10 protein-coding genes are annotated in these 15,217 nt (G+C 60.8%); 3 read left to right on the plus strand and 7 right to left on the minus strand.

The window, feature by feature from the left end:
• Positions 1-49: 49 nt before the first annotated feature.
• The 4 genes from arcC to arcD (K9857_RS05105) all read right to left on the minus strand — a co-directional run bounded on the left by arcC (position 50) and on the right by arcD (K9857_RS05105) (position 4,895).
• The gene (arcC, locus tag K9857_RS05090; RefSeq protein ID WP_224533768.1) at positions 50-979 is read right to left on the minus strand and encodes a carbamate kinase; all 930 of its coding nucleotides are present in this window, start codon (positions 977-979) and stop codon (positions 50-52) included.
• 172 nt (positions 980-1,151) lie between these two features.
• A complete protein-coding gene (locus K9857_RS05095) occupies positions 1,152-2,162 on the minus strand; it encodes an ornithine carbamoyltransferase (protein WP_224533769.1) in 1,011 nt (336 codons plus the stop codon).
• A 17-nt stretch (positions 2,163-2,179) separates the two neighbouring features.
• Positions 2,180-3,436, minus strand: coding sequence for an arginine deiminase (gene arcA, locus K9857_RS05100; protein WP_224533770.1), 1,257 nt, complete (start codon positions 3,434-3,436; stop codon positions 2,180-2,182).
• A gap of 31 nt (positions 3,437-3,467) precedes the next feature.
• Complete coding sequence (gene arcD / locus K9857_RS05105) at positions 3,468-4,895, minus strand: arginine-ornithine antiporter (RefSeq protein WP_224533771.1); 1,428 nt, start codon at positions 4,893-4,895, stop codon at positions 3,468-3,470.
• 416 nt (positions 4,896-5,311) lie between these two features.
• On the opposite strand from arcD (K9857_RS05105), the gene arcD (K9857_RS05110) reads away from it, so the two are divergent.
• Together arcD (K9857_RS05110) and ppk2 are read left to right on the plus strand one after the other, a co-directional pair.
• Entirely contained in the window at positions 5,312-6,739 is a 1,428-nt protein-coding gene (gene arcD / locus K9857_RS05110; RefSeq protein WP_224533772.1) for an arginine-ornithine antiporter, read from the plus strand.
• A gap of 55 nt (positions 6,740-6,794) precedes the next feature.
• Positions 6,795-7,616, plus strand: a complete 822-nt coding sequence (gene ppk2 / locus K9857_RS05115; protein WP_224533773.1) for a polyphosphate kinase 2 — start codon at positions 6,795-6,797, stop codon at positions 7,614-7,616.
• A 269-nt stretch (positions 7,617-7,885) separates the two neighbouring features.
• Here ppk2 and K9857_RS05120 read toward each other — a convergent pair whose 3' ends face one another.
• The 3 genes from K9857_RS05120 to K9857_RS05130 are packed head-to-tail and all read right to left on the minus strand — an operon-like array spanning position 7,886 to position 13,606.
• Positions 7,886-9,313, minus strand: coding sequence for an efflux transporter outer membrane subunit (locus tag K9857_RS05120; RefSeq protein ID WP_224533774.1), 1,428 nt, complete (start codon positions 9,311-9,313; stop codon positions 7,886-7,888).
• A 1-nt stretch (position 9,314) separates the two neighbouring features.
• Positions 9,315-12,515: an efflux RND transporter permease subunit gene (locus K9857_RS05125; protein ID WP_224533775.1), complete on the minus strand. Its 3,201-nt coding sequence runs from the start codon at positions 12,513-12,515 to the stop codon at positions 9,315-9,317.
• Complete coding sequence (locus K9857_RS05130; RefSeq protein ID WP_318011745.1) at positions 12,512-13,606, minus strand: efflux RND transporter periplasmic adaptor subunit; 1,095 nt, start codon at positions 13,604-13,606, stop codon at positions 12,512-12,514. The genes K9857_RS05125 and K9857_RS05130 overlap by 4 nt, the downstream gene beginning before the upstream one ends.
• 626 nt (positions 13,607-14,232) lie before the next feature.
• Between K9857_RS05130 and K9857_RS05135 the strand changes: the two genes are divergently transcribed.
• The gene (locus K9857_RS05135; protein ID WP_224533777.1) at positions 14,233-15,213 is read left to right on the plus strand and encodes a quinone oxidoreductase family protein; all 981 of its coding nucleotides are present in this window, start codon (positions 14,233-14,235) and stop codon (positions 15,211-15,213) included.
• The last annotated feature ends 4 nt before the right edge of the window (positions 15,214-15,217 follow it).

Genomic DNA, 15,217 nt, shown 5'->3' on the forward strand with positions numbered 1-15,217 from the left:
TTGGAAACCTTTGTCCGGGGCAGGGGATCAGCCTGCCCGGAACTTGGTGTTAGCGATAGCTGATCCCCGGTGCGGCGGTGCTCACACGGGTCCCGGCCTTGCCTTGAACGATCGCCTCGATATCCGAGAGCGAACCGATCACGGCGACCTTTCCAGTATGGCGGGCGAATTCGCAGGCTGCCTGAACTTTGGGCCCCATGGAGCCGGCGGCGAACCCCAGGCGCTCCAGTTCGTCCGGATGGGCCTGGCCAATGGCTTTCTGGGTTGGCTTGCCGAAGTCGATGAAAGCGGCGTTGACGTCGGTGGCGATCACCAGCAGATCGGCCTCCAGTTGCTCGGCCAGCAGCGACGAACACAGATCCTTGTCGATCACCGCCTCGATGCCTTGCAGCTTGCGGTTTTCGTCATACATGGTCGGAATGCCGCCGCCGCCCGCGCAGATCACGATGCTGCCCTTGTCCAGCAACCACTTGATCGGGCGTATCTCGAAAATGCGCTTGGGTTTGGGGCTGGCGACCACGCGGCGGAACTTGTCGCCGTCGGGGGCGATGGCCCAGCCTTTTTCGGCGGCCAGTTTCTCGGCTTCGTCCTTGGTGTAGACCGGGCCGATGGGTTTGGTCGGGTTCTTGAAGGCCGGGTCGTTGGCGTCGACTTCGACCTGGGTCAAGAGGGTGGCGAAAGGCACCTCGAAGGCCAGCAGGTTGCCCAGTTCCTGTTCGATGATATAGCCGATCATGCCTTCGGTTTCGGCACCGAGCACGTCCAGCGGGTAGGGGGTCACAGAGGTGTAGGCCGCTGCCTGCAGCGACAGCAGGCCCACTTGAGGGCCATTGCCGTGGGCGATGACCAGTTGGTTGCCGGGATGGATCTTGGCGATCTGTTCGGTGGCGATCCGGATGTTGGCGCGCTGGTTGTCAGCGGTCATCGGTTCACCCCGGCGAAGCAGGGCGTTACCGCCCAGAGCAACGACGATACGCATGGTGCAGTCCTTCCAGAAAGAGAAGTAAGCGGTCTGCTCGGTCCCTTGTGGGAGCGGGCTTGCTCGCGAAAGCGTTGGGTCAGCTGAACATGAATCGACTGACATGCCGCCTTCGCGAGCAAGCCCGCTCCCACATTGGGTTGTGTTTCTTCAGTGGGAGCGGGTCCGTTTGTTAGAGGTCAGCCAAAGTCGACACCAGAATCGCCTTGATGGTGTGCATGCGATTTTCCGCTTGCTCGAAGGCGATGCAGGCTGGCGACTCGAACACGTCATCGGTCACTTCGATGCCGTTTTTGAGGTGTGGATATTGCTCGGCAATCTGCTTGCCGACCTTGGTGTCGCTGTTGTGGAAGGCCGGCAGGCAGTGCATGAACTTGGTGCGCGGGTTGCCGGTGGCTTTCATCAGGTCGGCGTTGACCTGGTAAGGCAGCAGTTGCTGGATACGCTCGGCCCAGGCTTCCACTGGTTCGCCCATCGACACCCAGACGTCGGTGTGAATGAAGTCCACGCCCTTGACCGCGGCCTTCGGATCTTCGGTGAGGGTAATGCGGGCACCACTTTCTTCAGCGTACTTATTGCAACGTTCCACCAGATCGTCGGTCGGCCACAGCGCTTTCGGCGCGCAGATGCGCACGTCCATGCCCAGCTTGGCGCCGATCAGCAGCAGCGAGTTACCCATGTTGTTGCGTGCATCGCCAAGGTAGGCATAGCTGATGTCGTGCAGCGGCTTGTCCGAGTGTTCGCGCATGGTCAGCACGTCGGCGATCATTTGCGTCGGGTGATATTCGTCGGTCAGTCCGTTGAACACCGGCACGCCGGCGAATTTCGCCAGTTCTTCGACGATTTCCTGCTTGAAGCCGCGATACTCGATCGCGTCGTACATGCGCCCGAGCACCCGGGCGGTGTCCTTCATGCTTTCCTTGTGACCGATCTGCGAGGAGTTGGGGTCGATGTAGGTAACGTTGGCGCCCTGGTCATAGGCAGCGACTTCGAAGGCGCAACGGGTGCGGGTCGAGGTCTTTTCGAAGATCAGCGCGATGTTGTTGCCTTTCAAATGCTGCTGCTCGGTACCGGTGTATTTCGCGCGTTTGAGGTCGCGGGACAGGTCGAGCAGATAGCGCAATTCGCGAGTGGTGTGATGTTCCAGGCTCAGCAGATTGCGGTTATGAATATTGAAAGCCATGGTGGGTCTCCCTGAAATTAATAATCGATCGGATCGCGGACGATCGGGCAGGTCATGCAGTGGCCGCCGCCACGTCCGCGTCCCAGTTCGCCGGCGCTGATGGTGATGACTTCCACGCCGGCCTTGCGCAGCAGGGTGTTGGTGTAGGTGTTGCGGTCGTAGCCGATGACCACGCCGGGTTCCACCGCCACCACGTTGTTGCCGTCGTCCCACTGTTCGCGTTCGGCGGCGAAGGAATTGCCGCCGGTTTGCACCACGCGCAGGGTCTTGAGCTTGAGGGCCGCGGCCACGGTATCGAGGAAGTTGGTTTTTTCCCGACGGATGTCGATGCCACCCGGTTTGCTTTCGTCGGGAGTCAGGGTGAAGGCGACGATCTGGTTCACCACTTCGGGGAAGATCGTCACCAGGTCGCGGTCGCAGAAACTGAATACGGTGTCCAGGTGCATTGCCGCGCGGGACTTGGGCAGCCCGGCAACGACGACTTTTTCCACGGCCTTGTTCTTGAACAGGTTGATCGCCAACTGGCCGATGGCCTGGCGGGATGAGCGTTCGCCCATGCCGATCAGGACGACGCCATTACCGATCGGCATCACGTCGCCGCCTTCGAGGGTGGAAGCGCCGTGATCCTTGTCCGGATCGCCGTACCAGATCTGGAAGTCGGCATTGGTGAATTGCGGGTGGAATTTGTAGATGGCAGTGGTCAGCAGGGTTTCCTGGCGGCGCGCCGGCCAGTACATCGGGTTGAGGGTCACACCGCCGTAGATCCAGCAGGTGGTGTCGCGGGTGAACTGGGTGTTCGGCAACGGTGGCAACAGGAAGCTGGAGTTGCCGAGGAAGTCGCGGAACATCTGGATCGCCTTGCCGCCGAACGAGTCCGGCAGGTCATCGCCCGAGACGCCGCCGATCAGGAACTCGGCGATGTGGCGCGGCTCCAGGCTACGCAGCCAGGAATCTACTTCGTTGATCAAGCCGACACCGACGGTATCGGGGGTGATTTTGCGCGACAGGATCCAGTCCAGTGCTTCAGGGATGGCGACGATGTCGGTCAGCAGGTTGTGCATTTCCAGCACATCGATCCCGCGTTCGCGCATTTTGGTGACGAAATCGAAGTGGTCGCGTTTGGCCTGGGCCACCCACAGCACATCGTCGAACAGCAGTTCGTCACAGTTGTTCGGGGTCAGCCGCTGATGGGCCAAGCCTGGGGAGCAAACCATGACTTTGCGCAGTTTTCCGGCTTCGGAATGAACGCCGTACTTGACTTTTTCCGTGGTCATTTCTGTGATCCTCCAGATAAAAAAGCAGTCGTTACAAGGTCAGGAAGCCGTCGTAGAGACCGTAGGCCGCCACCAGGGCGCCTATGACCACTGCGGCGAAAATCAGCTTCTCGACGTGGGTGAATACCGGTTGTTTGAGTTCGAGCTTGGCCTTGGCGAACAGGATCGCGCCGGGGGCATAGAGGAGGGCGGACAGCAGCAGGTATTTCATGCCGCCTGCATAGATCAGCCAGATCGCGTACAGCAGCGCGATGGCGCCGATGAACAGGTCCTTGCTGCGCTCCGATGCTGCGTTTTCATAGCTTTCGCCGCGTACCGCCAGAAGAAATGCGTAGGCCGCCGACCACAGGTAAGGCACCAGGATCATCGAGGTGGCGAGGTAGATCAGCGACAGGTAGGTACTGGCGGAAAACAGCGTGATGATCAGAAACAACTGCACCATCGCGTTGGTCAGCCACAGGGCGTTGACCGGCACATTGTTGGCGTTTTCCTTGCGCAGGAACGCCGGCATGGTGTGGTCCTTGGCGGCGGCGAACATGATCTCCGCGCAGAGCAGGACCCATGACAGCAGGGCACCGAGCAAGGAGATGATCAGGCCGACGCTGATCAGGATCGCACCCCAGTCGCCCACCACGTGCTTAAGCACCGCAGCCATCGACGGGTTCTGCAGTTTTGCCAGTTCCGGCTGGGTCATGATGCCCAGCGACAGCACGTTCACCAGTACCAGGAACAGCAGCACAGTGATGAAACCGATCACGGTGGCGCGACCGACGTCACTGCGCTTCTCCGCCCGCGCCGAGAAAATGCTCGCGCCCTCGATGCCGATGAACACCCACACGGTGACCAGCATCATGTTGCGCACCTGGTTCATCACGCTGCCCAGATCCGGGTTTTTCACGCCCCAGATGTCGGCAGTGAAGATCTCCAGTTTGAAGGCGAACAAGGCGATCAGCACGAACAGCACCAGCGGCACGATCTTGGCAACCGTGGTGACCACGTTGATGAACGCCGCTTCCTTGATCCCTCGCAAAACCAGCAGATGCACGGCCCACAGCAGTACGGACGCGCCGATGATCGCCGCAACCGTATTGCCCTCGCCAAAGATCGGAAAGAAGTAACCCAGGGTGCTGAACAGCAGCACGAAGTAGCCGACGTTGCCCAGCCAGGCACTGATCCAGTAGCCCCACGCCGAAGAGAAGCCCATGTAGTCGCCAAAACCGGCCTTGGCGTAGGCGTAGACCCCGCCGTCGAGGTCAGGCTTGCGGTTGGCCAGGGTCTGGAACACGAAGGCCAGGGTCAGCATGCCGACCGCGGTGATGGCCCAACCGATCAGCACGGCGCCTACGTCGGCACTGGCGGCCATGTTCTGTGGCAAGGAGAAAATCCCGCCGCCGATCATGGAGCCCACAACAAGGGCTACCAATGCACCCAATCGCAACTTTCCGGGAGATTCAGACATGTTGACTCCATTGTGCGAGAAGAGAGAATGCAGACTATTTCCATACGCTGTTCAATCAACTGACCTGGATCAATGGCATACAACTGCGGCGTTAGTGAGTGACCTAATAATATGCAGATCAATTAACTAATGGCCGCAAAAGCCTTTTCCAGAGGCTTTGCTGTTAAGTGGCGGATACAGCTGAATTAAGACATTAGTTCACTTTTTTTTATTGTAAAGAATAGTTCTCGTTTTTGGATCCTGTACCTTTTAGTTACCTGGGCGAAATTTAAAATGGATTTTTAATTTCGATTGGCTATAACTCCTATCCACTTGGCATTAGCGCAAATTTATTAATGCGCTATCGTCCAAACAGGTTGATTTCAAGCATTCGATGGCCTTGCAACTCAAGTCTTACCGTGGAGGGAGACACAGGTATGTCGCAGCCGACACAGAAGCTTCGCTTGAGTGCGCTGATAGCGCTGGTGGTCGGTTCAATGATTGGCGGCGGGATCTTTTCACTGCCGCAGAACATGGCGGAGCGTGCCGACGCTGGGGCCATTCTGATCGGTTGGGGAATCACGGCGGTGGGCATGCTGACCCTGGCCTTCGTATTCCAGACCCTGGCCAATCGCAAGCCGGAACTCAACTCCGGTGTCTATGCCTACGCCAAGGCCGGTTTCGGCGATTACATGGGTTTTTCGTCTGCCTGGGGTTACTGGATCAGTGCCTGGCTGGGCAACGTCGGCTACTTCGTTCTGCTGTTCAGCACCCTCGGTTATTTCTTTCCGGTCTTTGGCCAGGGCAATACGCCGATTGCCATCGGCTGCGCCTCGGTGCTGCTGTGGGCCGTGCACTTTCTGGTGATGCGCGGGATCAAGGAAGCGGCGTTCATCAACCAGGTGACCACCGTGGCCAAGGTCGTGCCGCTGATCATGTTCATCGTGATTGCCGCCGTCGCGTTCAAGGCCGATATCTTCACCCGTGATATCTGGGGTAGTGCCAATCCGAGTTTTGGCAGCGTGATGGACCAGGTGCGCAACATGATGCTGGTGACCGTGTTCGTGTTCATCGGCATCGAAGGGGCCAGCGTCTATTCGGCCCGGGCGGAAAAACGCTCCGACGTCGGCCGGGCGACGGTGATCGGTTTTCTCGGGGTGCTGGCGCTGCTGGTGCTGGTGAACCTGTTGTCGCTGGGGATCATGAGCCAGCCGGAACTGGCGACCTTGCAGAACCCGTCGCTGGCGGCTGTGCTGGAGCACATCGTTGGGCCGTGGGGTGCCTTGCTGATCAGTATCGGCTTGGCTGTATCCCTGATTGGCGCCTTGTTGTCCTGGGCGTTGCTGTGCGCTGAAATCCTCTTCGCCACGGCCAAGGACCGCACCATGCCGGCCTTCCTGACCCGTGAAAATGCCAACCACGTACCGGTCAATGCGTTGTGGCTGACTAATGGCATGATTCAGCTGTTCCTGCTGATCACCCTGTTTTCCGCCGGCACTTACACCAGCCTGATCTACCTCGCATCCTCGATGATTCTGGTGCCGTACCTGTGGTCGGCGGCCTATGCGGTGCTGCTCAGCGGACGTGGCGAAACCTACGAGCAAGGCTCGGCGCAACGCACCAAGGACCTGCTGATCGGCGCCATCGCCCTGGGTTATGCGGTGTGGCTGTTGTATGCCGGCGGGGTCAAATACCTGCTGCTCTCGGCGTTGCTTTATGCACCTGGGGTGATTCTGTTCGCCAAGGCCAAGCGCGAGCAGGGCCAACCGCTGTTCACGAACATAGAGAAAGGCATTTTCGCCTGTGTTCTGGTCGGCGCGGGGGTGGCGGCCTATGGGTTGTACAGCGGTGTGCTGTCGCTGTAGCCGCATCCACCTCCTTTCATTGTTGTCATTGGTCCGTATTCGCGAGGGATTGAACATGGCAAAAGGCAAGAAAGACGCGAAGAAGAAACAGCCCGCAGAAGAAACGAAATTGAGCAACAAAGACTACCTGGCTCAGTTGCGCCTGTTGCACGTCGAACTGGTCAAGTTGCAGGAGTGGGTGAAGCAGGAGGGCGTGAAGATCTGCGTGATCTTCGAGGGTCGCGACGGTGCGGGGAAGGGCGGGACGATCAAGGCGCTGACCGAGCGGGTGAGCCCGCGGGTGTTCAGGGTGCTGGCACTGCCTGCGCCGACTGATCGGGAAAAGAGCCAGATGTATCTGCAACGCTACCTGCCGCATCTGCCGGCGGCTGGCGAGATCGTGATCTTCGATCGCAGCTGGTACAACCGCGCGGGCGTCGAGCGGGTGATGGGGTTTTGTACCGAGGAACAGGCGCAGAAATTCCTCAAGACGGTGCCGGCGGTTGAGCGGGCGATCGTTGATTCGGGGGTAATCCTGCTCAAGTACTGGCTGGAGGTCAGCGAGGAAGAACAGACCCGCCGGCTGGAGGCGCGGATCGAGGACGGGCGCAAGATCTGGAAACTGTCACCGATGGACCTGAAGTCCTACAGCCGCTGGTACGACTACTCCCGCGCCCGCGACGACATGTTCAAGGCCACCGATACCGAGTACGGGCCATGGCTGGTGGCCAACTCCAACGACAAGCGCAGGGCGCGGTTGAACATCATCACCGATCTGTTGAGCCGCATTCCCTACAAGGAGGTCAAGCGCGAAAAGATCGTCCTGCCGAAACGCCAGAAACCGGGAGGCTACCGCGAAGCGGATCACCCGCTGCGGCATGTGTCCGAGAAGTTCTGAAGCATCAACTGCCGAATGTGTAGGAGCGAGGCTTGCCCGCGAAGGCGTCAGTTGGTCCGACATCAATGTTGGATGTGCCGGCCTCTTCGCGGGCAAGCCTCGCTCCTACAGGTCCCGAGACCGACCGCAAAATCTGCGAAATATGCAAAACCCTGTGGGAGCGGGCTTGCTCGCGAAGGTGTCAGATGGGCCGGCATCAATGTTGGATGTGCCGACCTTTTCGCGGGCAAGCCCGCTCCCACAGGTATTGTGGGAGACACAGGCCTGTTTCAGGACCCGGACGCTGTCAGCTCATCCGCCTTGGACACCCAGCCCCCACCCGTGGCCTTGTACAGATCGACCATCGAGGTAAACACCTGCCCACGTGTGCGGGTGTAGTTGATTTCGGCGTCGAACAGGCTGCGTTCGGCGTCGAGCACTTCGATGTAGCTGGTGTAGCCGTTGTCGTAGCGCAGCCGGGCGAAGTGCGCGTAGGTGCGCAGGGCGTCGACCTGGCCGGCCTGGAAGGCCATTTGTTCGCGGGATTTGCTCGAGGCGACCAGGGCGTTTTCCACATCGCCGAAGGCCGATTGAATGGCTTTCTGATAGGTCAGCAGCGCTTGCTTTTGAAAGGCTTCGGCCTGTTTGACTTGCCCGGAAATCGCGCCGCCGGTGAAGATCGGCATGCTCGCCGCCACCCCATAGGACCAGGTGGCAGCCGGCCCGGTGAACAGGTCCGAGAGCTGGTTACTGACCGAACCGAGCATCCCGGTCAGGGAGATGGTCGGAAAATACTGGGCCTTGGCCGCGCCGATCTGGGCGTTGGCCGAAATCAGATCCAGTTCGGCCTGACGCAGATCCGGCCGGCGCTCCAGCAAATCCGACGGCAACCCGGCTGGCACCGCCGGCAGCGTCAGTTGCGCCAGACTGCGTCCGCGCAGAATCGGCCCGGGGTTGCGACCCAGCAGAATCGCCAACAGGTTTTCCTGCTGCGCCACCAGCGGCTCGAATTGCGCCACCGAAGCCTGGGTGCGCTGGTACTCGGAGAGGTTCTGCGCCAACTCCATTTCCGAAATGACCCCGGCCTCGAAGCGCTGTTTGAAGATGCCGTAGGAATCACCCCGAACCTTGGCCGTGGTACGGGCGATTTCCAGCTCGCGGTCCAGATCCCGCAGGGTGATGTAACTGGTCGCCACCGACGACACCAGGCTCAGGATCACACTGCGCCGTCCTTCCTCGGACGCCAGCAGATCGGCGCGGGCCGACTCGTTCAGGCGCCGCAGACGACCCCAGATATCCAGCTCCCAATTGACGCTGAGCAGTGCCTGATAATTGTTGAACACCGGATCGACCGACGAATCCAGCGGCACCGGGCCGTTGTCCCGCGGCGAGCGGGTACGCTGACCCTGGCTATCAAGCCCGACCTGAGGAAAGAACAGGGAGCGGGTTTCAACATAGCGCCCCTGGAACTGCTCGACCCGGGCTGCGGCGATCTTGATGTCCTTGTTTTCGAGCAGGGCGCTGCGAATCAACTCATTGAGCACCGGGTCCTGGAACTGTTCCCACCACAGGGTATTGGACAGGTCCTTGGCTTCCTTGTCCGCGTAACGGTAGGCCGCCGGGGTGTCGATGTTCGGCGCCTGATAGTCGGGGCCGACCATGCAGCCGGTCAGGCTCAAGCCCAGGCATAGACAAAGCGGGAAAGAGTTCTTGCGCATCTCAATCCCCCTCATGCTTGTTTTGCGCCGCCCCGTCAGGGATCTGCGCAGAAGGTGTCTGGGCTACCAGTTTTTGCTTGTCGTCCTTCTTGCCGGTCATGCGCTCGATCAGGAAGTAGAAGACCGGAATGAAGAACACCGCGATCACCGTCGCCGCCAGCATCCCGCCGATCACTCCGGTACCGATGGAGTGCCGGCTGTTTTCGGATGCACCGACCGCAATCGCCAACGGCACGCAACCCAGAATGAACGCCAGCGACGTCATCACGATTGGCCGCAGGCGCTCTTTCGCGGCGGTCATGGCCGCATCGTACGCCGACATCCCGGCTTCCCGGTTCAATACCGCGAACTCGAAAATCAGAATCGCGTTCTTCGCCGCCAGGGCCACCAGCATGGTCAGCCCGATCTGGAAATACACGTCATTGCTCAAGCCCCGGATCAACACGGCGAGCATGGCACCGAAGATGGCGAACGGCACCGCCATCAGCACACCCACCGGCAGCGACCACTTTTCGTACTGCGCCGCGAGGATCAGGAACACCATCACCAGGCCGAAGATGAACACCTGGGAGGACGCGCCACCGCTCTTTTTCTCTTCGAACGCTTCGCCGCTGAGGGCCAGGGCATAGTCGTCGGTCATGATCTCGGCGCTGATCTCTTCCAGCGCCGCCAATGCCTGACCGGTGCTGTAGCCGGGGGCGGCGTTGGCGGTGAGCTTGACCGCCGGGAAGTTGTTGAAACGGGTCAGAAGGTCGGGCCCGGTGACGTAGCGGGTGGTCAGCACGGCTTTGAGCGGCACCATGTCGAGGTTCTTGCTGCGCACGTAAATCTGTTGAAGATCTTCGGCTTTGAGACGGTAGGCCGGCTCGGCCTGCAGGATCACCTGCCACAAGCGGCTGAACTTGTTGAATTGCGAAACGTACAGCGAGCCGAACATGGTCTGCATCGCGCTGTAGACGTCTTCCACCGGTACACCCAGGGACTCGGCCTTTTCCCGGTCGACATCCACCATCAACTGCCGTGAATGCACGTTGAAGGTCGAGGTGACGGCGCCCAGTTCCGGACGTTCCTTGGCCTTGGCCACCAGAGTGCCGACCATCTCGGCCAACTGGTCAACGTTGCCGTCGCCCTTGCTCTGCACCCAGACCTCCATGCCGCCGGTGGTGCCCAGGCCCGGAATCGACGGCGGGTTGACCGGCAGAATGATGCCTTCCTGCACGGTAGAGAAGGCATGGGCGGCTTTCTGGATCACCGCCGGCGCGCTTTGTTCGGCGATGGTGTCGGAGTCCTTGTAGCGGCCTTCGAAATCCTTGAAACCGACGAAAAAAGCACCGGCGTTGTTCTTGTTCTGGCCGTCCAGCAGGCTGTAACCATTGACGATGGCCACGCCTTCCACCGACGGGTCGTTCTGGAAGAAATCACTGGCCACCTGGCCCACCGCGCCGGTGCGATCGAGGCTCGCGGCATCGGGCATGATGATCGCGCCCAGCAGGTAACCCTGGTCCTCCGGCGGCAGGAAGGCGCTGGGGATGCGATTGCCCATCAGCACGATCAGCACGATCATCCCGGCAAACACCAGCAAGGCGAGGGCGAAACGCTTGATCATGAACGCCACCGAGCGCGAATAACCGTCGGTCATGCGCTCGAAGCTGCGTTCGAACCAGCGGAAGAATCTGTTCTTTTCACCGTGCTGCGGCTTGAGCAGCAGGGCGGCGAGGGCGGGGGACAGGGTCAGGGCCACGAGGCCTGAAATCACCACGGAAATGGCGATGGTGATGGCGAACTGTTTATAGAGTTGGCCGGTGATCCCACCCATGAACGCCACCGGAATGAACACCGCACAGAGCACCAGCACGATGGCAACCACGGGGCCTGCCACTTCGTCCATCGCCCGTTTCGCGGCGTCCTTGGGGTTCATCTTGTGCACGTGCATGTTGCGCTCGACGTTCTCGATCACCACGATCGCGTCGTCCACCACGATACCGATGGCCAGCACCATGCCGAACAGCGTCAGCATGTTCACCGAGAAGCCCAGGGCGGTCATGCCGATGAAGGTGCCGACAATCGACACCGGCACCGCAATCACCGGAATCAGCGTGGCGCGCAGGCTCTGCAGGAATAGGAACACCACGATCACCACCAGCACCAGGGCTTCGAAGAAGGTGTGGATCACCTCGGAAATCGACGCGCGGGTGAAGGCGGTGGTGTCCATCACGATCTTGTATTCGATGCCCTCGGGGAAGGTGGCCTTCATGTCCGAGAGGGTCTTGGTCACCGCCGCCGAAACGTCCAGGGCGTTGGCCCCAGGTTGCTGGTACACCGCAATCAGCGTCGCCGGTTTGCCCTGGTAGGTGCTGCGCAGCGAGTAGTCCTTCTGCCCAAGTTCCGCCCGGCCGACGTCCTTGAGCCGCACGATGGCCGCGCCTTCGTTGCTGGCGCGCAGGATGATGTTTTCGAACTCCGAAGGCTCGGTCAGGCGACCCTTGGTGGTCACCGCGAACGACTGCTCCACGGGCGAGCCGGTCGGTGACTGGCCAACCCGGCCCACGGCGAATTGCTGGTTCTGGTTGGCCACGGCTTTCTGCACATCGGCCGCGGTGATGCCCAGTTGCGCCATGCGGTCGGGCTTGAGCCAGATCCGCATCGCGTAGTCAGGTGTGCCGAAAATACTGGCCTGGTTGGCGCCGGGAATACGCTTGAGCGCGTCCAGCACGTAGAGGTTGGCGTAGTTGGCGACGTAGGTGCTGTCATAACGGTCGCCATTGGAGTAAACCGCCAGCACCATCATGAACGCCGAGGATTTCTTCTGCACCTGGATGCCTTGGCTCTGCACCGCGTCGGGCAGTTGCGGCAGGGCCAGGTTTACGCGGTTCTGCACGTCAACCTGGGCCAGGGCCGGGTCGGTGCCGATCTCGAAGAACACGTTGAGGGTCATGTTGCCCGTCGCCGAGCTCGACGAGTTCATGTAGATCATGTTGTCGGCGCCGTTGACCTGCTGCTCGATCGGCGCAGCGACGTTGTTGGCCACCACCTGCGCATCGGCGCCGGGGTAGGTGGCCGCCACGGTGATTTGCGGCGGCGTGATGTCCGGGTACTGGGCCACCGGCAGCGACAGCATGGCTACCGCGCCGGCCAAGGTGATGACGATGGAGATAACGGAAGCGAAGATTGGCCGGTCGATGCAATAGTGGGAAATGCTCATGGCGCTTTCCCACCGGCTGGCGGAGTAGTGGGGCCGGCCTTGATGGTTTGTCCGGATTCGGCGGGGACCGGCGCCTTGACGGCCGCCTCGTTGATTTTCAGCGGTGCTCCGGGCGCTACCCGCAGCGCGCCATCGACCACGATGCGCTCGCCGGCTTTCAGGCCTTTGTTGATGAACCAGTTATCACCTTGCCATTCGCCCACCTCGACCACCCGTTGCTCGGGTTTGCCTTCGCCGTTGATCACCCAGACGAACTGGCTTTTCGCGCCTTCGAGCACGGCTTTTTGTGGTACCAGGATCGCATTCGGCCGGGTCGCGCCCTTGGCCAGGGCGCGCACGAACTGGCCGGGACGCAGCAGCCCGTTGGGGTTGGCCAGCACCGCGCGGACCAGGAAGGTGCCGGTGTCCTGGCTGTAGGACGGCGCGGTGAAGTTGACCTTGCCGCGTTCCGGAACGGTGGTGCCGTCCGCCAGGACGATTTCGACGATAAAGTCGCTGCGTGGAGGGAAGACCAGGTGTCCGGCGGCGATTTCGTCGCGGTATTTGAGGGTTTCGTTTTCCGAAAGGCTGAAGTTGACGTACATCGGGTCCATTTGCGACACGGAAGTCAGCAAGCCTGATTCGCCCGGTGTGACGTAGCTGCCTTCCTGTTTTTTCGCGTCGCTGGACAGGCCGTTGAGCGGCGAGGTGATGGTGGTATAGCTCAGGTTCAGTTGCGCGGTGCGCACCTGGCCCTCGGCGGCGAGCACCGCGGCCTTGGTTTCGCGCTCGGAGCCGACGGCATTGTCCAGGTCCATCTTGCTGACCGCGTTCTGCGCCGCCAGCGGACGGACGCGGGCGAGGGTGGCCTTGGCCACTTCCCAGCGCGCCTGTTGCTGGGCCATCTGGCCCTGGGCCGAGGCAAGGGCGGCCTCGAACGGCTTGCGGTCCATCTGGAACAGGACTTGTCCGGTTTTCACCAGATCGCCTTCGGTGTACTGGCGCTTGTCCAGGAAGCCGGCAACCCGGGCGCGGATTTCCACCTCCCGTGAGCTCTGGGTCTGGGCAACGAATTCGAAAGTGACCGGCGTATCGCGCGAGACGACCGTCATCACGGTCACCTCCGGTGGCTGGCGGGCCGGTGCAACCGGCTCTTTGCCGCACCCGGCCAGAAGAGACGAAAGCCCGATAAGGGCAACGACAGGCAGGCTCAAGCGCTGCCCGACAACGAATGATTTCACACCCATCCCCACGCTCCTGACTGTCTCCCCGAACAGAAGCGTAGACACAAAGCTTGCGCAGCGCTAACCGCGTTGGAAGCCGATGAAAATCAGCAGATTCGACATTGATGTAGGCCGAACCGACGCCTTCGCGGGCAAGCCACGCTCCCACAGGTTTTTATGTCGCTCACAGGCCTTGCGATCGACACGGAACCCTGTGGGAGCGGGCTTGCTCGCGAAGAGGCCGGCACATTCGACATCAATGCTGGCTGGCCTGACGCCTTCGCGAGCAAGCCCGCTCCCACAGGTTTTTGCGGTGTTCGCGAAACCTGTGATCGACCCATACCCCTGTAGGAGCGAGGCTTGCCCGCGAAGAGGCCAGCCCATGAAAACGCCTGCTGTCATGAAATGAAAAGCCATTGTCGTCTGATGAGAAGCGACCCAAGGGGCGGAGTCCTACATTCCAATCAGCGCAATTCGACGCACCCGACAATAATGCTGACTGGGGAAACAACAAAATGGCCAAAGCCGTACGCTTTTACGAAACCGGTGGTCCCGAAGTACTTCGTTATGAAGATGTCGAAGTCGGCGAACCCGGTCCGGGCCAGGTTCGTCTTCGTCATGTAGCCGTTGGCCTGAACTATGCCGACACCTACTTTCGTAACGGCACCTACCCGATCCCGATGCCCAACGGCATGGGTGTCGAAGCGTCCGGCGTGGTCCAGGCCATCGGCGAGGGCGTGACCAATGTTCAGGTCGGCGACCGTGTCACCTACACCGGTTTCCTCAACACCCTGGGCGCCTACAGCACCGAGCGCCTGATCCCGGCCGCGCCGCTGATCAAGCTGCCGGAAACCATCAGCTTCGAGACCGCCGCGGCCATGACCATGCGCGGCCTGACGTCCTCGTACCTGATGCGCCGCATCTACGACTTCAAGGCCGGCGACAGCATCTTGCTGCACGCCGCGGCCGGCGGTGTCGGCCTGATCGTTTCGCAATGGGCCAAATTGCTCGGCCTGAACGTCATCGGCACCGTTTCCAGCGACGCCAAGGGCGAAATCGCCAAGGCCCACGGCTGCGACCACTTCATCAACTACAGCCACGAAGACGTCGCCCAGCGCGTACGCGAACTGACTGACGGCGTCGGCGTGAACGTGGTGTTCGACAGCGTCGGCAAGAACACCTTCATGGGCTCGCTGGATTCGCTCAAGCGCCGCGGCCTGCTGGTCTGCGTCGGCACTGCGTCCGGTCCGATCCCGGCCTTCGACCCGGTGATGCTGGCGATGAAAGGCTCGCTGTACATGACCCGTCCGGCACTGGCCGACTACATCGCCGACCCTGCGGAAAAAGCCGCCCTGGCCGGCGAGCTGTTCGATCACGTCGGCAGCGGCCGGATCAAGATCGAGATCAACCAGCACTACGCTTTGCAGGACGCCGTCCAGGCTCACCGTGACCTGGAATCGCGCAAGACCACCGGCTCCTCGATTTTCGTCATTTAAGGGA

Source organism: Pseudomonas sp. REP124 (assembly GCF_020164475.1).
Taxonomy (GTDB): Bacteria; Pseudomonadota; Gammaproteobacteria; order Pseudomonadales; family Pseudomonadaceae; genus Aquipseudomonas.